This is a genomic window from Clostridium vitabionis (genome assembly GCF_015351765.1).
Lineage (GTDB): Bacteria > Bacillota > Clostridia > Lachnospirales > Lachnospiraceae > Clostridium_R > Clostridium_R vitabionis.
Genome location: NZ_JADKQA010000003.1, coordinates 47685 through 67566, shown reverse-complemented (window position 1 = coordinate 67566; position 19882 = coordinate 47685). Strand labels below are relative to the sequence as shown.

The following is a 19882-nucleotide window of genomic DNA, read 5'->3' as shown; positions in this document are numbered from 1 at the left end:
GGCCTTGCAGGCTCTCCCTCCGCATGGGGTCAAGCGCCGCAGGGGCTGAACATGATCCTTGCCCGCAAATCGCAGCTCCGGCCCGGGCTCAGTCCTCCTGGCGCGCGTAGAGCTCGATGAAATGTTCCGGAAGATGTGCCCGGAGGAAGCCGCTGTTCCGCGCCAGCTGCACCGCCTCGCTCAGCTTGACCGGAAGCTTGTCGATCTTCTCCGTCACCTCGGGGCCTGCCGCGTAGAGGTTCATATCAACCGGCGCCGGCGGCTCCAGCTTCTTCTCAATTCCCTCGAGGCCGGCGTAAATCAGCAGCGCGTAGGCAAGATACGGATTCGCCATGGGATCCGGGGAGCGGAGCTCGATCCTCGTCCCGCCGCTCTTCACCGCCGGAATCCTGATCAGCTGGGAGCGGTTCTGCTCCGACCAGCTGACATACCCCGGTGCCTTCATATCCCCGAGCCGGTCATAGGAATCCCGGCGCGGGTTGAGGAACAGGGTCATCTCGCGGATCCGCCCCAGAATGCCCGCCATGAACGCCCTGGTGTAATCCTTCCCGTCATCGCTCCGGACAGAGATATTGATGTGCATGCCATTTCCCGGCTCGTCCGTGATCGGCTTCGGGGAGAAATCCGCCGCCATGCCGTCCCGCATGGCAATGCTCTTGACGATCCACTTGAAGGTGGTGGTATTGTCGGCCGCGGTCAGCGGGTCGCTGTAGCGGAAATCCACCTCATTCTGCCCCGGCCCCTCCTCATGGTGCGATGACTCCGGCGTGATCCCCATATCAATGAGGGCGAAGCAGATATCCCTGCGGATACTCTCTCCCTGGTCATCCGGGGCTGTGTCCATATATCTCGCGTGGTCGAGGGGGGTGCCGGTGGGATTGCCGTTCTCATCCCGTTTGAACAGGTAGAATTCCACCTCGGCGCCAAAATTGATGTGAAATCCGGCTTTTTCTGCCACAGTAACAGCATTCTTCAGGATTCTTCTGCTGTCTTTCTCCACCAACGTGCCGTCCGGATAGGTGACGCTGCAGAACATGCGGGCGACCCGGCCCTCGATCGGGCGCCACGGCACAATCGTCAGGGTATCCGGATCCGGATTGAGAAACAGGTCGCTGCGGACACTGTCATCGAAGCCGGGAACCGCTGAGGCATCGAAGGAAATCCCCTCTCGGAAGGCGCGAGGAAGCTCCTCCGGCATCACCGCGATATTCTTCGGCACGCCGAAGGCATCAATGAAGGTCAGCTTCAGAAACTTGATGTCCTCCTCCTCCACAAATTCGTTCACATCCTCCAGAGTTCGTTCAGTCATGATCCCTCCTCCAGGTCCAGCTGCGGTAATTCTGTCCGGGCGGCGCGCTGCCCTGGCTCCCGCCGGCGGAAGATCTCCGCCGGGGCAGGTTCCGGGGCATCCGGCCGTCCGAAAAAAAAACATGTATCCAAAAGAAAACGTTCACCGGAGACAGCCGGTGAAATCCCCCCGGTTCTCGACAGCGAACGCCCTTGCTCAATCTGCGAAATATGCCAAAATCCATGCTATGCCAAAAAGCAAATTTTCCTACCTATGAACTATTTATAAAGGCATGTTTCTGCATTGTCAATCAATTTTTTTGGAAATTTCTGTTGACAAATTCGGCAAAAGATGCTTATATTTGTTGCATAAAACAAGAAAGCGGCAAAGACGTCGCCTGAGCAATCAGGGAGTCTCTGCCGCTTTTTGTGTTCTATGCGAAAGCTGGGGAATCTGCACATTTTCCTTTTCTTTCCAATATAGAGATCATATTCCGACGGAGGTTCAATTTATGTGTGCAATCATGGGTTACTTCGATAAAAGCGCATCCTACGAGACATTCCGGGAGGAGCTCGCGATGACGACCTCCCGCGGGCCGGACGATACCCGGATCTGCGATACCGGCAACGGCTACGTCGGCTTCAACCGCCTCGCGATCATGGATCTCTCCGCGTCCGGTATGCAGCCCTTCGAGCGGAACGGCAGCTATGTGGTCTGCAACGGTGAGCTCTACGGCTTCCGTCCGCTCAAAAAGGAGCTGGAGGAAGACGGATACACCTTCACGAGCGACAGTGACTGCGAGCTGCTTCTTCCCCTCTGGGAGAAATACGGAACCGAGATGTTCCGCAAGCTCGATGCTGAATTTGCCATGATCCTCTATGACAAGAAGACCGATTCCTACATCGCGGCACGCGACCCGATCGGCATCCGCCCGCTCTATTATGGTAAGGACAAGAACGGCGTCATGGTCATGGCCTCCGAGCCGAAGAACCTCATCCGGATCTGCGATAAAGTTTATCCATTCCCTCCGGGCCACTATTATCAGAACGGCAAGTTCGTCTCCTACCGCGACATGTCCGATGTCCGCTCCTACTGCGAGGACGACATGGACGCGATCTCGAGAAATATCCACGATCTTCTGGTAAAGGGCGTGGAGAAGCGCCTTGACGCCGACGCCCCGCTGGGCTTCCTGCTCTCCGGCGGCCTCGATTCCTCGCTGGTCTGCGCCATCTCCGCGAAGCTCCTTCCGGGCAGGAAGATCCGCACCTGGTCCATCGGCATGGACAAGGACGCCATCGACCTCAAGTATGCCCGCGAGGTCGCTGACTTCATCGGGAGCGAGCATCACGAGGTCATCATCGACCGGGACGATGTCATCAGTGCCCTGGAGCCGGTGGTCGCCGCGCTGGGAACCTACGACATCACCACGATCCGCGCGTCCATCGGCATGTACCTCATCTGCAAGTCCATCCATGAGACCTCCGATGTGCGCGTCCTCCTGACCGGGGAGATTTCCGACGAGCTCTTCGGCTACAAATACACCGATTTTGCCCCGAACGCCGCGGAATTCCAGAAGGAAGCCGAGAAGCGCGTCCGCGAGCTCCACATGTATGACGTTCTCCGCGCCGACCGCTGCATCGCCGTCAACAGCATTGAGGCCAGGGTTCCCTTCGGCGACCTGGCCTTTGTGGATTACGTCATGCACATCGATCCGGAGAAGAAGATGAACCGCTACGGCATCGGAAAATATCTTCTCCGCCACGCCTTTGAGGCCGACAACATTCTCCCCCGGGACATCCTGATGCGGGAGAAGGCGGCATTCTCCGACGCCGTCGGCCACTCGCTGCGCGATGACCTGCAGGATTACGCAAACTCCCTCTACACCGACGAGGAATTCGCGGAAAAAGCGGCAAAGTACACGCACGCGAAACCATTTACCAAAGAATCTCTCCTCTATCGAGAGCTCTTTGAAAAATACTACCCTGGACAGTCCCAGATGGTTGTCGATTTCTGGATGCCCAACAAGTCCTGGGTGGGCTGCAATGTGAACGACCCGTCTGCCCGAGTTCTCTCGAACTACGGAAACAGCGGTGTATGAGGAAAGGAGTGCAAATATGGCAGAGACGAAAGAGCTACCGGTTACCGAAATCTACGGGAGCATGGTATTCAGCGACCGTGTCATGCATGAGCGCCTCCCGAAGAGCACCTACAACGCTCTGAAGAAGGCCGTCAGTGAGGGCAAGGGGCTTGACCTCAGCGTGGCCAATACCGTTGCTGCAGCAATGAAGGAATGGGCGATCGGACTCGGAGCGACCCATTTTACCCACTGGTTCCAGCCGATGACCGGCCTCACCGCGGAAAAACATGATAGCTTCATTTCCCCCGCACCGGACGGCGGCGTCCTGATGGATTTTTCGGGCAAGGAGCTCGTGAAGGGCGAGCCGGACGCCTCCAGCTTCCCGTCCGGCGGCCTGCGCGCCACCTTTGAGGCGAGAGGCTATACCGCCTGGGATCCGAGCTCACCGGCATTTGTGAAGGATCACACCCTATACATCCCGACCGCGTTCTGCTCCTACGGCGGCGAGGCGCTTGACCACAAGACCCCGCTCCTGCGCTCCATGGAGGCGGTGAGCAACGCGACGGTGAAGCTGCTTCATCTTCTGGGCAATAAGACCGTCCGCCGCGTGGACATCACGATGGGCTCCGAGCAGGAGTATTTCCTGATCGACAAGGAAATGTACAAGGCCAGAAAAGATCTCGTGTTCTGCGGAAGAACCCTCTTTGGCGCCCCGTCGCCGAAGGGCCAGGAGATGGAGGATCACTACTTCGGCGTCCTGAAGCCGAGGATCGCCGATTTCATGCACGATCTGGATGAGGAGCTCTGGAAGCTCGGCGTCCCGGCAAAGACCAAGCACAACGAGGTCGCCCCTGCGCAGCATGAGCTGGCTCCACTCTTCGAGACGCTGAATATCGCCGTGGACCACAACCAGCTGACCATGGAAATGATGAAGAAGGTCGCCGACCGCCACGGCTTCGCCTGCCTGCTTCATGAAAAGCCGTTTGAGAAGGTCAACGGCTCCGGCAAGCACAACAACTGGTCCCTGATGACCAACGAGGGGGAGAACCTGCTGGATCCGGGATCCACACCGGCGGAAAATACACAGTTCCTGGTCATCCTGATGGGCGTGATCGCCGCGGTTGACGAATACGCCGACCTGATGCGCGTGTCCGTCGCGAGTGCGGGCAACGACCACCGTCTTGGCGCCAATGAGGCGCCGCCGGCCATCGTCTCCGTCTTCGTCGGCGATGAGCTGGAAAATGTCCTCGAGGCCATCGAGAACGATGACAGCGCCAAGACCTCCGGCAAAACGCTGATGGAGATCGCCCACGTGCTGCCGACCTTCGTGAGAGACAACACTGACCGCAACAGGACGAGCCCGTTCGCCTTCACCGGCAACAAGTTCGAGTTCCGTATGCCGGGCAGCTCCCTGTCCGTGGCGGATCCGAACATCACGCTGAACGCGGCGGTTGCCGAGTCCTTCACCCGGATCTACGATGCCCTCGCGGATGTTCCGGAGGAGAAGCTCCCGGATGCGGTTCACGGCCTGATCAAGGATCTGATCCGCAAGCACAAGAAGGTCATCTTCAACGGCAACGGCTACACCGACGACTGGATTGTCGAGGCGGAGAAACGCGGCCTTCCGAACCTGAAGTCCGTTCCGGATGCCCTGCCGTCCCTGATCTCCGACAAGAGCTTCGAGCTCTTCGCCAAGCAGGGCGTATATTCCAAGGAGGAGCTGACCAGCCGCTACTACATCCGCCTGGAGAACTACTCGAAGTCCATCCACATCGAGGCTGTGACCATGTCCGACATGATCCGCAAGGCCTTCACCCCGGCACTCTTCGATTACATGAAGTCCGTCGAGGACGAGGCCGCCGCGAAGAAAGCCCTGATGCCCGACGTCAGCCTCTCCTATGAGACCGATATCGTGAAGAAGCTCTCCGGCGCAGCGGATGCCATCGAGACATATCTTGCCAAGCTCGACGAGGACACGAAGAAGGCGGAGACGATCACCGACGATCTCGCCAGCGCCCGCTTCTATCACGACATCGTCCTTGCCGATATGTCCGCGCTGCGCGCAGCTGTGGACACCGCCGAGGCAGTCATCCCGAACAAGTACCTGCCGTATCCGACCTACGAGGATATGCTGTTCTCGCAGCTGTAATCTGAACTCCCTTAAGCGCTTAAGGCGCTTGGGAATAAACTAACTGTCAAAAAAAGGCCGAGAGGAAATCAATTACGTTTCTTTTCGGTCTTTTTTCTGTTTTTATCCATCAGAAAACCGCAGTCAGGTGAGCAGCTTCATGATCTGCTCATTTCTTTTTCTTCACGCATACCACCTCGTTTCATTTTAAGCCAATAAAAACGCTGTCCCTTTAAGAGACAGCGTTAATCAATCGTCGGCCAAACAATTGGCATGCTTACCTGTCAGACGACCGGTTGGGTTCAAACGTCGACAGCCTGCGGGTTATTCCCCGTACAGCTCCGGCCTTCTTCCCTCGTAGGATGCGACCTTTTTTCTCACCTGGGCAATGCGGTCCGTGTCAATGTACGCCGGGAGCAGGATTTCCGCCTCCCCGGCCGTGGACACGGGAACCCCCATGGGATCGACGACAACGCTTTCCCCCATCTGCGCACCGCCGCACTGGTCGCACGCGGCGACATAGACGCCGTTCTCCACCGCGCGGGAGGTGACCAGCGTCCGGAACTGATGGCTCTTGAGGTCTCCCTTCACCCACGAGGTAGGCACAAGGAGAATGTCCGCTCCCCGCGCCCGCTCAAAGCGCGCCACCTCGGGGAAACGCACCTCATAGCAGACAAAAAGGCCGACCCGCCCGAACGGCGTGTCGATCGGCTCAAACAGGGCATCCCCCGGCTTATACTCATCCGACTCCCGATAGCCGAAGGCATCGTAGAGATGGGTCTTCCGATACGTGCGGACGATCTCCCCATTTCCGTCAATCATCACCGAGCAGTTGTAGTTCCTGTCGTCCGCGGGGTCTTCGACCTTCTCGTTCATGCCGAAAACCAGCCAGATGCCGTACTTTTTCGCGAGCGTCCGCATCCCGGTGACAAATGGCCCATCCAGCGCCTGGGCAGTCCCCAGCCGGGTTTTCCGGTCTGTCTTTCCCGGGAAGAGGCTCATAAAGCATTCCGGGAACAACATGAGCCCGGGATGATACAGGGAGACCGCCCTCTCCACGGCGTCCTCAGCTTTTTTCAGGTTCACCTCCGGCATCCCGTCCGAATGGAGCTGTGCCAGTACAAAAGTACTCTGCATGGTTTGCCTCCTCCTGTGTTCTTTCGTTTTCTGTTCCGCCGCCATCCGGCGAAGTTTGCGGCTTATTCTCCCCGCCGCCATCCGAAGGGGTTTGCGGCTTATTTCTCCCCGCCGCCATCCGGCGGAGTTTCCAGCTTGCTCTCCCCGTCAGCCATTCGCATGAGCTCCCGGTTTTCCGGGAGCAGGCGCCCGCCGGCGTAGATCACCCGGCGAACCTCCCGCTCGACCTGCACTGCGTTCTCCATGACCTCCGGGGACACGGGGGCAAATGCCTCCGCCCCGAGGACCACCGCAGCCATTTTCCGCGCCGCCCGGTAATCGACATCATTGTCCGCGAGAATCCCCGCCGCGAAGGGAATCCCCTTCCGGCTGAGGCTCCGGTAAACCGGAATCCCGGCTCCCCCGGAGGAAATGACCAGGATCTCCGGTTTTCCTTCCGCCCTGGCAAACTCCGCACTCCCGAGCAGCGGGTCAAAGCTCCCGGTCCGGATGGAAAAGAGGGCATTCACCCTTTCCTCCTGGAAAATCTCCTCCGGCGGCCCGACGGTAACTTGGTGATCCGCGCCGACGGCGATCACCTGGTCTGCGATCTTCCCGGCGAGATCGATCTCGTGAAGGGAGAGAAGGACGGCAAGGCCTTTTTCCCGGGCAAGGCGCCGGAGAATGGTCAAAAATTCCAGTTTGTACCGGATGTCCAGAAATGAGGTCGGCTCATCCAGAACAAGAATCCGCGGCTCCTGGCAGAGGGCTCTCGCGAGCAGGATCCTCTGTCGCTCGCCGTCGCTTGCCCGGGAGAAGGGGCGGTCCGCGATCTCCTCCCCGTGCACCTCCCGAAGCACCTCATCCACCTTATTTTCGTCCTCCCGGTCAAGCCGCCCCAGAAATCCGGTGTACGGATAGCGCCCTGCGGCCGCCACCTCGCGGCAGGTCATCATCTCCGGGCGCACACGGTCGGTGAACACGGCGGAGAGGCGGCATGCCAGCTCCCGGCGGGAGTACGCCCCCCGCGGCCTGCCCTCGATCAGCATGGTTCCCCCGGTCGGCCTGAGGCCGCCGATAACCGTCCGGAGGATTGTGGATTTCCCTGCCCCGTTCGGGCCGGCGAGCACCGTGATCTCCCCCGCCCGGACATCACAGGTCAGCGCGGAGGTCAGGGGCACACCCCGGTATCCGCAAGTCATTCCGCGGAAGCTGAGTTCCACCCTGCCGGCAGCCACCGGCGCCCGGGACGCATTTTTGGCCGGATCCGCCATCGTTTTCTCCTCCCCATCAGCCATCGTTTCCGCCTCTCCCGCTCCGGCGGATCATCATCCAGATCACCACAGGCGCGCCGAACATGGCAGTCACCGTGCTGATGCTGAGCTCCGTGGGCGCGCAGAGCGTTCTCGCGATCATATCGCAGAACAGGCAGAAAGCCGCCCCGCCGGCAAAGCAGGCGGGCACGAGGACGAGCGGCCGGTCTGTCCCGCACAGCCGGCGCATCAGGAACGGCACGGCAATGCCCACGAAGGAGACCGGTCCGGCGAAGGCCGTGACGCAGGCGGAGAGGAGGCTGGAGATCAGGATCAGGGAAATCCGGAAACGCCCGACATTCACGCCCATGCTCCGGGCATAGTTTTCACCGAGCCGCATCGCCCCCATCGGCTTCACGAGCAGCATCGCCAGCACCATCGAGATGCCCACGATGATCGCCGCGGCACGGATATTTTCCCAGGTTACCCCGGAAAAGCTGCCCTGCGACCAGCCGTGCAGGCGGGCGATCTCCGCATCCTCGGCGAACGTGATGACGAGCTCTGTGAGCGCCGAGCTGATATAGCCGGCCATGACGCCGGCGACGAGGAGTGCCGCCATGCTCCGGATGCTCCGGGAGATCAGGAGGATAAACCCGGTGACCAAGAGTGCCCCCAGAAAGGCAGCGAAAATCAGCAGGGCGGAGGAAGACCGGTGGAAGCGGTCCACATAGAAAATCAGCACCAGCGCCACCGCGAGCTTCGCTCCCGAGGAAATGCCGAGAATGTACGGCCCGGCGATGGGATTATCAAAATACGTCTGCAAAAGGAAGCCGGAGACGGAGAGCCCCCCGCCCAGAATCAGCGCCATGACCGTGCGCGGCAGGCGGATTTTCCAGATGATGCCTGCCTCCGTGCTGTCCCCGCCCGCGGACAGGATCCGGATAATCTCCGCGGGGGCAATCGCGACGCTGCCGGATCCCACGCTGAACAGAAACAAAATGATCGTCAGGACGGACAGACTGGCGAAAACGAGGGCTGCCCGCGCCCGATATTCTCCCGGGGTCAGAATGGCCGCCTCCCTTCCGCTTGATGACCGCTCAATCGCTGCTGAGGCTGCCGCCGGCGCACTTGAAGCTCACCCGGCTGTTCGGCGCCACGGAAGCCGTGATAAAGGAGCTTCCGCCGATCACGGAATCGTGGCCGATCACCGTCTCCCCGCCGAGAATGGACGCATTGGAATAGATGGTCACATTGTCCTCGATGGTGGGGTGACGCTTGTGTCCGTGAAGCTTGTGCCCCAGCTTCGTGGACAGGGCGCCGATGGTCACGCCCTGATAGAGCTTCACATGGTTGCCGATCACCGAGGTGGAACCCACGACGATGCCGGTGCCGTGGTCAATGCAGAAATATTTGCCGATCGTCGCCCCCGGGTGAATGTCGATGCCCGTCTGCCCATGGACATACTCCGTCATCATTCGCGGGATCAGCGGCACCTTCAGCAGCCACAGCTCATGCGCGATCCGGTTCACCGTGATCGCCAGAAGCCCCGGATAGGAGAGGACGATATCATCCTTGCTGTCCGCCGCCGGGTCGCCGTCGAAGGTCGCCTGCAGGTCGGTGTCCAGATACTCCCGGATCACCGGCACGCGGTCGAAGAAGCGGACCACGATGTCTGCCGCCTGGTCGGAGAGCTCGTCGTACGTCCTGTCCTCGTTGCCCTTCTGGCAGCGCAAGGCAACGATGATCTGCTTGGCCAGGTTGTAGCTGACATCCTCAACCACAACAGAGATCTGGCGTTCCGCGTTGAAGCTGCGGTAGGAGTGCTCCCGGTAATACCCCGGGAAGACAATCCGGAGCATCTTCTGCAGGATATCAATCACCGCATCCCGGTCAGGCACATTGCCGATATCCATGCGGTCGATGTCCCGTCCCTTCCGATAATCATTCATCACCACATCCATGATGTGGCCCATATTGTCGCCAATCACATCTTTCATCATAATTGATCTTCTCCCTGTCCGGCCGCCCGATGCGGCTCCCGCTGTGTAATGTCTTTATCATAGCAGTTTTGCGGGCTCTTGAAAACCTCCTGCCGCGGTCTGTTGCTTTTCAGCGCATACGGAGGGCTCCCCGCAAACCTGCCGCTTTCGGGCGGCTTTGCGGATTCTCCCCTTATCCCCCGGAAGTGAGGAACCAGAGCATCAGGGAGCCGGCATTTGCCCCCGCATGGAGGAGAAATGCGCGCCAAAGCCCCTTCCGCTCGCGCGCTATCGCGAGGAAAATGCCCAGAATGCCGGCATAAATCCCCCCGGCACCCACCCCGTGGGAAAGGCCGAACCAGATCGCCGTAAGCGCCGATGCCGGTGCCGCCCCCATCACCTCGCGAAGCTTTCCATAGCCGAGCCCGCGGAAGACCAGTTCCTCCACCGCGGGCATGAGCAGGAAAATGCGGAAAACTGCCAGCACCCCCGCCGCTCCGCCGCCCACGGAGAGAGCGCGCGCCGCGATCCCCAGCCCCGCCGGGCGGCGGACAAGGCCGGGCAGAAGATTGAAAAGCAGATTCAGGGAAATTCCGGCGGCGGCACCCGCAAGAAGCCAGGCTGCCGCTGAACGGATCCTGCGCCGTCCCCGGAGATCTCCCGCCGGAATTTTCCGGTTCCCCGGCTCTCTCCCACGGAAGCGGCAGACAGCACCTCCCCCGCGGAGGCGGCAGACATGCAGGAAAAGCGCCCCCAGCGCGGTGAGTAGGACACCGTGCAGGAGCGCCAGGGCAAACGGGCTGTCCGGCACCTCATTGGCAAGCCCCAGGAACAGCCACGGCCAGAATAGCTCCGCGAGAAATTCGATCATCCGCCGTCCACACCGTTCTTCTCACAGATATCCTGAAGACAGCACCGGTCACAGTAAGGATGCGTCCTCGCCGTGCAGACCGCGCGCCCGTGCTCCACCAGGCGGTGGCAGAGCGCGCTGCCCTCCTCCGGGGGAATGATCTTCCAGAGCGCCATCTCCACCTTTTTCGGCTCCTTGATGCCGTGAACGAGGCCGATCCGGTTGGACAGGCGGATGCAGTGCGTATCGGTCACAATGGCCGGCTTCCCGAACACATCCCCCATCACGAGGTTCGCGCTCTTCCTGCCGACGCCGGGAAGGCTGAGCAGGGCGTCAAAGTCCGCCGGAACCCGGCCGCCGAACCTGTCCCGGAGCATTTTCATGCAGGCGCTGATATCCCGCGCCTTGGAGTGGCCGAGGCCGCACGGGCGGACGATCTCCTCGATTTCCCGCACATCCGCGTCCGCCAGGGCATCCACGGTCGGGAATTTCCGGTAAAGGTCCCGGACAACCACATTGACCCTGGCATCCGTGCACTGGGCGGCCAGGCGTACGCTGACCAGGAGTTTCCATGCGTCGTCATAGTCCAGCGTGCAGTCCGCGTCCGGATACGCCTCCTTGAGGCGCCGGATAACCTCCAGGGCAAGTTCCTGTTCTGTCATGCTTCCTCCGTCTTTCCGGCATTTGCCGATGCCTTCGATGCGGCCTTGGATCCTGTCTTGGCCGCCTTGGCCGCTGTCCTTGCCGCCGTCTTTCCGGCGCTTTTCCGCTTCGTCCTCGTCCGCTTGGCGGGCTTCTCCGCCTCCTCCGGCTGCTTCACCCGGACATAGATGACCGAAAGGATGTTGTTGTGCGGATTTTTGACGGACCGCATCTCGATCGAGTCAAATTTTTCGATAAAGAGCCGCAGCTTGGAACATCCGTAGTTGCGCGGGTCGAAGCCCGGCACCCGCTTCGGCAGGTTGTCACCGAGCTCGGACAGGTTCACCCAGCCATCCTCCCCGGCCTGCGTGTTGATGATGGAAATGATCTCCTTCCCCATCTCCTCCATGCTGGGGATGTTGCTCGTCGGCGCATCCGCCGCCTCGATCTCGGCGGGCTCGGCAAACGAAGTGTCCGTATCCGCCGCCCCGGCTAAGGACAGCGTCTCCGCGGCTGCCTGCGGCGCGGGCTCCTGCCCCGCCTTCGCAGCCGGTGCCTGCGCGCGCTTCCGTCCGCCCTGCTTCCGCGGCGCACTCTCGCCTCCATACAGGATATCCAGGAATTTGAACGCCTCACAGGCGGAGACAAGGGCCGTCGGCGTCTTCTGTTCGCCCATGCCGATCACCGTCATGCCCGATTCCCGGAGCCGGAGCACCAGCTTCGTGAAGTCGCTGTCCGATGTCACGATGCAGAAGCCATCGACATTTCCCGAATACAGGATGTCCATGGCATCGATGATCAGCGCCGAATCGGAGGCGTTCTTTCCATGGGTATAGTTGTACTGGAAAATGGGGGTGATGGCATATTCCTGCAGATCCTTCATCCACGCCTTGACGCTGGCGACCTGGAAATCGCCGTAAAGGCGCTTATAGGTTGCCGTCCCGTAATTGCTGGTCTCATCGAGGATCAGCTTGATATATTTGCTGGACACGTTCTCCGCGTCGATCAGAACCGCGATCTTTTTCTCTTCTTTTTCTTCCATTAGATTCCTTTCCCCTTATCAACAGATAACTTAATCATAGCAGATTCCGCGCCTTCCTGCCACTTTCCCTTCTGATCCTTCAATTGACATTTCTCTGCCGGTCTGCAAAAATGAAATTACCTGATCTTGGAGGATAGGATTGATGAATGATTTTACGAACGGATTTACGATGAGCCAGCTCACTGAGCTTCTGTACAGTCTCCCGGGAACCCTGATCGCGATTGTCGTCCATGAATACATGCACGCCTTCGTCTCCTATAAGCTCGGGGATCCGACCCCGAAGCGCGACGGGCGCCTCTCCATGAACCCGCTGCACCACCTGGATCCCATCGGCACCCTGTGCCTCCTGGTTTTCCATTTCGGCTGGGCGAAGCCTGTCGTGATCAATCCCGGCTATTATAAAAACCAGCGGACCGGCTCGATCCTGGTCTCCCTCGCCGGCCCCCTGTCGAACCTTGTACTCGCCATGGTTTTCCTCATGGCGGCGGCTCTCACGGCGAATTTCGGCGGATTTCTCGGCCGCGGCCCGCTGTTTACCCTGGTCATGGTGCTCTACAGCACCTCCCTGATCAATCTCGGCCTCGCGGTCTTCAACCTGATCCCGATCCCCCCGCTGGACGGCTCCCATGTCCTGGAGGAGCTGATTCCCGCGCTGAAGCCGGTCTTCCGCGGACGCTATGAGATCGTGTCGGTCATCCTGGTCGTCCTGCTGATGACCGGTATCATCAGCAAGCCCCTGACCATCGTGGAGAATGTCCTCCTCGCCGGGATGTGGAAGATCGCCTACGGGCTTGTCTCCGTCCTCGCCTGAGGATCAGGGCGCTCCCGCCCGGGCGCGGAAATGCCGGAATCCGGTCACGCTTTCTTCGGCGCTGTGAGATCCTTCACGATCTCCGCAGCGATCATCAGCCCTGCCACGGCGGGAACAAACGCTGTGCTTCCGGGAATATCCCTGCGCTCGGTGCACTTGTGCTTCGCGCCGGGCGGGCAGATGCAGTGCGCCCGGCAGCTGATCGACATATCCTCGATCGGGCGCGTCGGCGTCTCGTCGGAATAGACGACCTTCAGCTTCTTCACGCCCCTCTTTTTGAGCTCCCTGCGCATCACCCTGGCCAGCGGGCAGATCTTGGTCTGATAGATATCGGACACCTGGAGCCTTCCCGGATCCAGCTTATTGCCGGCACCCATCGCGCTGATGATCGGAATCCCGAGTTCCTGCGCCTTCATGATCAGCGCGATCTTTGCCGTCACCGTATCGACGGCGTCCACAATATAATCGTACTCCTCAAACGGGAACTGGTCCTCGTTCTCCGGAAGAAAAAAGCATTTGTGGATGCGGATATCGGCGTCCGGATTGATCTCCAGCATCCGCTCCTTCATCACATCTGCCTTGTACTGTCCCACCGTCTTTCTCGTCGCGATAATCTGCCTGTTCAGGTTGGTCAGGCATACCTTGTCATCGTCAACCAGGTCAAATGCCTGTACGCCGCTCCGCACCAGGGCCTCACAGACATATCCGCCGACACCGCCGATCCCGAAGACGGCCACTCTCGCATGAAAAAGCTGCTGCATAGCCTCAGGACCAAGCAGCAGCTGTGTTCTGGAAAACTGATTTAACATGAAATTTTGCGTTCCTCCCTGCAGACTTTTCTTGTATCTATTTACCATCAAATGCCTACATAGTCAATAGGTTAGTCTGCCGTAACCGCTCCGGACCGAGACAGAAAAGACCCGCCGGTTTCCCATCGAGGGATCACCGGCGGATCTTCTCAGAAATATCCGTTGTTACCCGTTCCAGACGCCGTTCGCATCCACATAATAGCCATCCGGCGTCCTCCGGCTTACCCACATGTCGCCGTCGGAACCGAGATAATACCATTTGCCGTTCCACAGCTTCCAGCCGGTGTACATATAGCCGGACTCATTGAAGAAGTACCATTTGCTGTTGATGTACTGCCAGTTGTTCACGGTGTAGCTCTTGTCGGCGTTGCAGTACCACCAGCCGACGCTGTCCTTAAGCCACGCTCCCGTGGTGGAGGCGGAGGACGGGCCGTTCGAGCTTGAAGAATTGGACGAAGAGCTGTAGTTGTTCTTGATCTTCGAGGCCTCGGAGGTCGTCGCCGTGAAGTAATCCGAACTCTCCCAGGAACCCTTGTTGGAGCTGTTCTTCACCGCGCGGACGCGGAACTGGTAGCGGCCGCTGGAGGTGAAATAGGAAGCGAAGCTATAGTCCGTGCTGGTTGTCGTCACCGAGGTCAGCAGGGAACCGCCGCGGTAGAGCTTAACCTCGTACTTGTTCGCGTCATCCGCGCCGTCCCAGGAAGCCCGGCCGGTTGTCTCGTTCCACTCAAGGTTATCGACATCCAGGTCGTAATCCCCGTCATCGTCGCTGTCATCCTGGTCGTCCAGGGCATCCATCGTGAACTTGACCACGCACTTATTCTTGCTTCTGGAGGTGATTGTGACGGCGGTCACATTGCCGCTCACCCCGTCAACAGTGACATCGTCCTTCGACACCTTCTCGCCGTCATCGTAGAATGTATATTTGCTCTTTGCCTTGAGCGTGATCTCGATCTTCGGCTTGCTGGAATCCTTCCACTCGCCGCTCGGGGCGTTAGTCACCTTGAAGCTGGAGACCGAATATTCGTCGTCATCGCTCGTAATCTTCAGGGAATCATGGGCATCGGAACCGGCATCCCCGGAGGAAATGCTGGAATCGATGTCGATCGTCACACTGTTGATCAGGTTTGTGCTGGCATAAGCCATTGTGCTGAATCCCAGGGTCATGGCAAAGGTCAGCGCCGGGATCGCAAGTTTTTTCCAGAAACTCGTCATAATCTCACCTCACTAAGGAAATCTGTAAATCCTTCGATAGCTGTATTATATCATGGCAGGTTTGATGAATTTGTGTTGAAATTCTGACAATCTGATGACGGAATCCTGTCAGTCGCGGGACGTCTTCTTCCCGTCAGTCCGTCTCCCGGTTTCCATAGAGCTTCCCGCTCTCCGCGAAGGTATACCGCCTTCCGCCGATCGTCCGGCTCCCCGTCACCATGGCACCGAGGAGATCCTCCGCGCCGTCGGAGAGGTAATACCAGGCATTCTGGTCCCGGTACCAGCCGGTCTTCATGGAACCCAGCGGATACTTTTCGCCGGCGCTCTCCCGGAGGAAATACCAGCGGCCATCGGTATCCCGATACCAGCCGGTGAGCATTCTTCCGTCCGCTCCCATGCGGTACCAGCTCCCGTCGGTATCCAGAACCCAGGCATCCTGCACTGTTTTCCCGTCCACGCGGCAGATCCAGGAGCCATTTTCCAGTGCCCAACCGCTGCCGGCAGCGCCGGAGAGGCGGACGGTGGATGCGGACGTCCCGGAAGCCCCGGTATTCTTCCCGGTTCCGGAAGCTCCGGCAGCTTCCCTGGCTGCCTCCTCCGCGCTGATCACCTGGTTCTCGGAATCCTCGGACCAGTCACTGTCATCGGCAGATTTTGACGCGCAGGCCTTCACCTCAAAATAGTAGGTTCCCGCCCGGGTCATGGTTCTGGCAAAATCGTACGTGCTGCCCGTCGTCGATACCGTTGCCAGCTCCGCATCATCGAGGAAAAGCTTCACCCGGTAATTTTTCGCGCCATCCACGGGATCCCAGGATGTCGTGGTCGCGCCGGCCCAGGTCGGGTTTTCCGGCTCGTCGATCGTCCCCCGGACGTTCTTCAGCTTGATCCGGACGACCGCCTCGTCCTTCTTCCGCGAGCGGACCCTGCAGGACTCTGTCGCGGTGGCGGAATCCATCTGTACCTTGAGGCCGCCCCCGAACTCGTAATCGTCACTCTCCGGCTCCAGGGTCACATCGATGACCGGCCGCGTCCCGTTCACCCAGCTGTCGTCTGTACCATTCACATACTCCGCGTCCGTGACCGTATAGGGCGCGTCCCCGGGCACGGAAAATGCGTCCATGAGGCTCTCCGCCACGTCGCTGCCCGCTTCCGGCTGGGCAAGCTCCATCCGGATCTTCACTGAGCTGATCTTCTCCGCGTCATCGTCCGCTGCCGCCGGAACGGCCCACGCCCATGAGAGCGCCGCGGCGGACAGAAGGACTACCGCTCTTCTTATCCATGTGTTCCTCTTCATTCTTCCCCGCACCTCCATGCTGTCCTTCCCCTGCCCCGGGCTTCCGTCTCTGCCCGGCACTCTCCTCCGGCTGTGACACCCGGGGAGATTCCCACCGGCCGGGAATCAGCGGAATCTCCGCTGTGCCTCGTCATAGGAAAATCCGGCCAGCGCCAGCTTTTCCTCGAGAGCCTTCCGGTCCACGCCGCAGGAGGCGCAGAGCGCGTCCAGGCTGTCATAGGAATCTCTGAGCTCCGTGTTCACAAAGGACACGGCAAGAAATGGATCCTTCGGTATACTCATCCGTTTTCTCCTCCCTTCTCCGCGGTGTTTCCCGCCCCGGCGGCATTCTGCACCGTCACCGTCTGGTACGGGATCACGATGCCCTCCCTCGCGAACTCCTCAACCACCCGCTGACGCACGTTGCTGCACGCCTGGAAGGACTCGTTGAGATCCTTCGTCCAGGCCGTAAACTTGAGGACAATGCCATTTGCCGTCAGGCGGCTGACATAGACCGAGGTTTTGTCCGCATCAAGGAGAAGAGGTTCCCCCCGGCAGATCCTCGCGATGACGGCCTTCGCCCGGTCAATGTCGGAATCGTAGGAGATCTCAAACTCCATGAAATTGCCCACATGGGCCAGATAGTTCGTGTTGATGATGACGGCGCTGTCGATCACGCTGTTCGGCACGATGCAGGTGTTGCCGTCGTACTGCTCAATGACCACGTGCCGGAGCGTCATGTCCCGGACCAGGCCCTCGGCGATCACACTGCCGCCGGACTGCACCTTGATCTTCTGGCCGATGTCGCAGGGCTTCGTCGCAGAGATGGAAAATCCGGAGATGATGTTCCCGAGCGCCTGCTGGGCGGCAAAGGTGGCCACCGCGACGATCAGTGTTCCGCTCTGCAGGAGGGTGCGGCTGATTTCCCGCGCTGCGTCAAACTGGGAGATTGCCGTGTAGACGCCGGTGATAATGATCAGCGCCTTGACCACGCTCCCGAGGAAGCGGAGATTGAGCCCGCGCCTCCCGGCAAGCAGGCGGCGGAACGCCCGGTCTGTCAGGTATAAGAACAGCGCCATGACCAGGAGTGTCACGCCTGCCCCGATAAATTTCTCCAAACTGCCTCCTCCTTACTGGGCCTGCTCGTTGCACTTGAGGAGCGCCAGCGTGCCGGTGCGGGCAATCTCCACGATGCTGACCGATTTCAGCGTATCCAGGAAGATCTGGATCCGCTCCGGCGTGTCGCACATCTGGATGGTCATCTGGCTCTTGGAGAGGTCAACGATCTGCGCGCCCATGATCTCGCAATTTTCCATGATATCCTTCCGGTTGCCCCGGTTGTAATGCACCTTCACCAGGATCAGCTCCCGGGAAATGCTCTCGCTCTCCTCAAATGTCCTGACTTTGATGACATCCAGCTTCTTGTTCAGCTGCTTCTCAATCTGCTCGAGCGTCCGCTGGTCGCCGCTGGAGACAATGGTCATGTGGGAGACCGTCTTATCCGGGGTCTCGCCCACGGCCAGGGAATCGATGTTGAAGCAGCGGCGCCAGAACAGCCCGGCCACCTTGCAGAGAACACCGGAACGGTTTTCGACAAGCACAGAATAAATTCGCTTCATATTGGCCTCCTGTTCTCAGACAACCTGGTTCGGGTCAACCCGGCACTCCAGGATCGCGGACGTATCCCCGTCCAGGAACGCTTTCAGCACCTGCTCGGTGTCCTCATCCCCGTCAAGGTGGTAGTAAGGGATCCCGTAGGCCTCGGCCAGCTTATCCAGCTTCGGCTCCGGGCTCATGGTCGTCATGGAATAGCGGTCATGATAGTGGAAATGCTGGTACTGGCGCACAAGGCCCAGCACATGGTTGCGCAGGATGACAATCTTCACCGGCACATCATACTGCCGGATGGTAGCCAGCTCCATCATACTCATCTGGAACGCGCCGTCGCCCATCACCGCGACAACCTGCGTTTCCGGATCCGCGATCTTGGCGCCCATGGCCGCCGGGAGGGAATAGCCCATCGTGCCCATGCCGCCGGAGGTCAGGAAACGCCCGGATCTCGCCACATAGTTCTGGCAGGACCAGAGCTGGTTCTGGCCGACGTCCGCCACGTAGACCGCATTTTCCTTCATCATCAGGGAAAGCGCCCGGACAAAGCGCGACGGGGTCACGGAATCCTCCTTGAGCGCAGGCAGGCCGCCCGCGAGATTGGGCACATCAAGCCCCCGGAACTCCTCCCGGTAACCCGTCAGGGTGTGGATCCAGTCGGAACAGCTGACCATCAGCTTATCGTTGTTCAGGATCTCGAAGACATTTTTCAGGTCGCCGACCAGCGGGATCGACGGGCCGGCGTTCTTGCCGATCTCCGCCGGATCCACATCGACATGGATCAGGATCTTATTCTCGGAGATCGCCTCCGGCCGGGTGATTGAGCGGTCCGCCACCCGGCAGCCCGCCATGATGATCAGGTCGGCCTCCTTCATTGCCCGGTTCCCACAGACGGTGCCGTTGTTGCCGACCATGCCGAAGAACATCCAGTGGTTGGACGGCATGACGCCGAGCCCCATCATCGTGCAGACCGTGGGGATGTGGTTTGTCTCGGCGAAATGGCGGATATCCGCCGCCGCCCCGCTCAGGAAGGCGCCGCCGCCGATGCAGATCAGCGGCCTCTTTGCCTTCTGCAGCTCCTTCTCCATCTTGCGGATCTGGAGGACATTTCCCTTGATCGTGGGCTTGTAGGTGCGCAGGACGACATCCTCCGGCCAGGTCACCCGGGAGACGCTGCTCTGCTGGACATCCACCGGGATATCGATGAGCACCGGCCCGCGCCTTCCCGAGTTCGCGATATAGAACGCCTCGCGGACGATCCTCGGGATGTCCGATGCCTTCCGGACAATGTAGCTGAACTTGACAAAGGACTCGCAGGCGCCGGAAATGTCCGCCTCCTGGAAGACATCGCTGCCCATCAGCCGGCTGTCCACCTGTCCGGTGATGCAGACGAGCGGGATGCTGTCCGCGAAAGCGGTGGCGATTCCGGTGATCAGGTTGGTCGCTCCGGGGCCGCTCGTCACGGCGGCGACGCCGACACGCCCGGAAATCCGCGCATAGCCGCTCGCGGCGTGCGCCGCGTTCTGCTCCTGCCGGATCAGGACCGTGTGGATCTCCGACTTCGTAATGCTGTCGTAAAACGGGCAGATCGCAACGCCCGGATAGCCAAAGACATACGAAACGCCCTCCCGCTCGAGGGCCTTTACCAGAATTTCCGCTCCTGTCATAATTCCTCCATCTAAGCTGTCCCGCCAAAGCAAATATGCTGAGTGCCCCGCTGAATCAAATTCGCTGAGCGCCCTGCTGAAAAGCCGCCGGCAGACTTTCATCCGCCGGCGGCAAAAATCCGTG

17 protein-coding genes and 1 pseudogene are annotated in these 19882 nt (G+C 59.8%); 3 read left to right on the top strand and 15 right to left on the bottom strand.

Features of this window, described 5'->3' with window-relative positions; genetic code table 11:
• Positions 1-88: 88 nt before the first annotated feature.
• On the bottom strand, positions 89-1309 hold the full coding sequence (locus ISF27_RS07475) for a glutamine synthetase family protein (protein WP_194610751.1): 1221 nt from the start codon (positions 1307-1309) through the stop codon (positions 89-91).
• A 490-nt stretch (positions 1310-1799) separates the two neighbouring features.
• Between ISF27_RS07475 and asnB the strand changes: the two genes are divergently transcribed.
• Together asnB and ISF27_RS07465 are read left to right on the top strand one after the other, a co-directional pair.
• Positions 1800-3386: an asparagine synthase B gene (gene asnB / locus ISF27_RS07470; protein ID WP_194610749.1), complete on the top strand. Its 1587-nt coding sequence runs from the start codon at positions 1800-1802 to the stop codon at positions 3384-3386.
• Between the two features lie 16 nt (positions 3387-3402).
• Entirely contained in the window at positions 3403-5514 is a 2112-nt protein-coding gene (locus ISF27_RS07465) for a glutamine synthetase III family protein (RefSeq protein ID WP_194610746.1), read from the top strand.
• 303 nt (positions 5515-5817) lie between these two features.
• Here ISF27_RS07465 and ISF27_RS07460 read toward each other — a convergent pair whose 3' ends face one another.
• The 7 genes and pseudogenes from ISF27_RS07460 to ISF27_RS07430 all read right to left on the bottom strand — a co-directional run.
• Positions 5818-6630 carry a carbon-nitrogen hydrolase family protein gene (locus ISF27_RS07460; protein WP_194610745.1) on the bottom strand — a complete coding sequence of 271 codons (813 nt, stop codon included), beginning with the start codon at positions 6628-6630 and terminating at the stop codon, positions 5818-5820.
• A 98-nt stretch (positions 6631-6728) separates the two neighbouring features.
• Complete coding sequence (locus ISF27_RS07455) at positions 6729-7907, bottom strand: ABC transporter ATP-binding protein (RefSeq protein ID WP_194610743.1); 1179 nt, start codon at positions 7905-7907, stop codon at positions 6729-6731.
• Positions 7900-8859 (bottom strand): FecCD family ABC transporter permease, encoded by a 960-nt coding sequence (locus ISF27_RS07450; RefSeq protein ID WP_235986105.1) that lies wholly within the window; start codon positions 8857-8859, stop codon positions 7900-7902. The genes ISF27_RS07455 and ISF27_RS07450 overlap by 8 nt, the downstream gene beginning before the upstream one ends.
• A 100-nt stretch (positions 8860-8959) precedes the next feature.
• Positions 8960-9862, bottom strand: coding sequence for a serine O-acetyltransferase (locus ISF27_RS07445; RefSeq protein ID WP_235986103.1), 903 nt, complete (start codon positions 9860-9862; stop codon positions 8960-8962).
• Between the two features lie 172 nt (positions 9863-10034).
• Positions 10035-10712 (bottom strand): CPBP family intramembrane glutamic endopeptidase, encoded by a 678-nt coding sequence (locus tag ISF27_RS07440; RefSeq protein ID WP_194610734.1) that lies wholly within the window; start codon positions 10710-10712, stop codon positions 10035-10037.
• Positions 10709-11353, bottom strand: coding sequence for an endonuclease III domain-containing protein (locus ISF27_RS07435; protein ID WP_194610732.1), 645 nt, complete (start codon positions 11351-11353; stop codon positions 10709-10711). Before ISF27_RS07435 ends, ISF27_RS07440 begins: the two co-directional genes overlap by 4 nt.
• Positions 11354-11585: 232 nt before the next feature.
• Positions 11586-12375, bottom strand: a pseudogene (locus ISF27_RS07430) (NYN domain-containing protein); the annotation flags it as partial.
• A 142-nt stretch (positions 12376-12517) separates the two neighbouring features.
• On the opposite strand from ISF27_RS07430, the gene ISF27_RS07425 reads away from it, so the two are divergent.
• Positions 12518-13186: a site-2 protease family protein gene (locus ISF27_RS07425; RefSeq protein ID WP_235986133.1), complete on the top strand. Its 669-nt coding sequence runs from the start codon at positions 12518-12520 to the stop codon at positions 13184-13186.
• A gap of 44 nt (positions 13187-13230) precedes the next feature.
• Here the strand turns inward: ISF27_RS07425 and ISF27_RS07420 are convergent, their stop codons facing one another.
• The 7 genes from ISF27_RS07420 to ilvB form a co-directional block, all read right to left on the bottom strand.
• Entirely contained in the window at positions 13231-13995 is a 765-nt protein-coding gene (locus ISF27_RS07420) for a tRNA threonylcarbamoyladenosine dehydratase (RefSeq protein ID WP_194610727.1), read from the bottom strand.
• Positions 13996-14160: 165 nt separating this feature from the next.
• Positions 14161-15210, bottom strand: a complete 1050-nt coding sequence (locus ISF27_RS07415; RefSeq protein WP_194610725.1) for a hypothetical protein — start codon at positions 15208-15210, stop codon at positions 14161-14163.
• Positions 15211-15343: 133 nt separating this feature from the next.
• A complete protein-coding gene (locus ISF27_RS07410; protein WP_194610723.1) occupies positions 15344-16504 on the bottom strand; it encodes an N-acetylmuramoyl-L-alanine amidase family protein in 1161 nt (386 codons plus the stop codon).
• A 105-nt stretch (positions 16505-16609) separates the two neighbouring features.
• Positions 16610-16786, bottom strand: coding sequence for a DUF4250 domain-containing protein (locus ISF27_RS07405; protein ID WP_194610721.1), 177 nt, complete (start codon positions 16784-16786; stop codon positions 16610-16612).
• A complete protein-coding gene (locus ISF27_RS07400; protein WP_194610719.1) occupies positions 16783-17601 on the bottom strand; it encodes a mechanosensitive ion channel family protein in 819 nt (272 codons plus the stop codon). The genes ISF27_RS07405 and ISF27_RS07400 overlap by 4 nt, the downstream gene beginning before the upstream one ends.
• 12 nt (positions 17602-17613) lie before the next feature.
• Positions 17614-18102, bottom strand: coding sequence for an acetolactate synthase small subunit (ilvN, locus tag ISF27_RS07395; RefSeq protein ID WP_194610717.1), 489 nt, complete (start codon positions 18100-18102; stop codon positions 17614-17616).
• 15 nt (positions 18103-18117) lie between these two features.
• Positions 18118-19758, bottom strand: a complete 1641-nt coding sequence (gene ilvB, locus ISF27_RS07390; protein ID WP_194610707.1) for a biosynthetic-type acetolactate synthase large subunit — start codon at positions 19756-19758, stop codon at positions 18118-18120.
• Between the last annotated feature and the right edge of the window lie 124 nt (positions 19759-19882).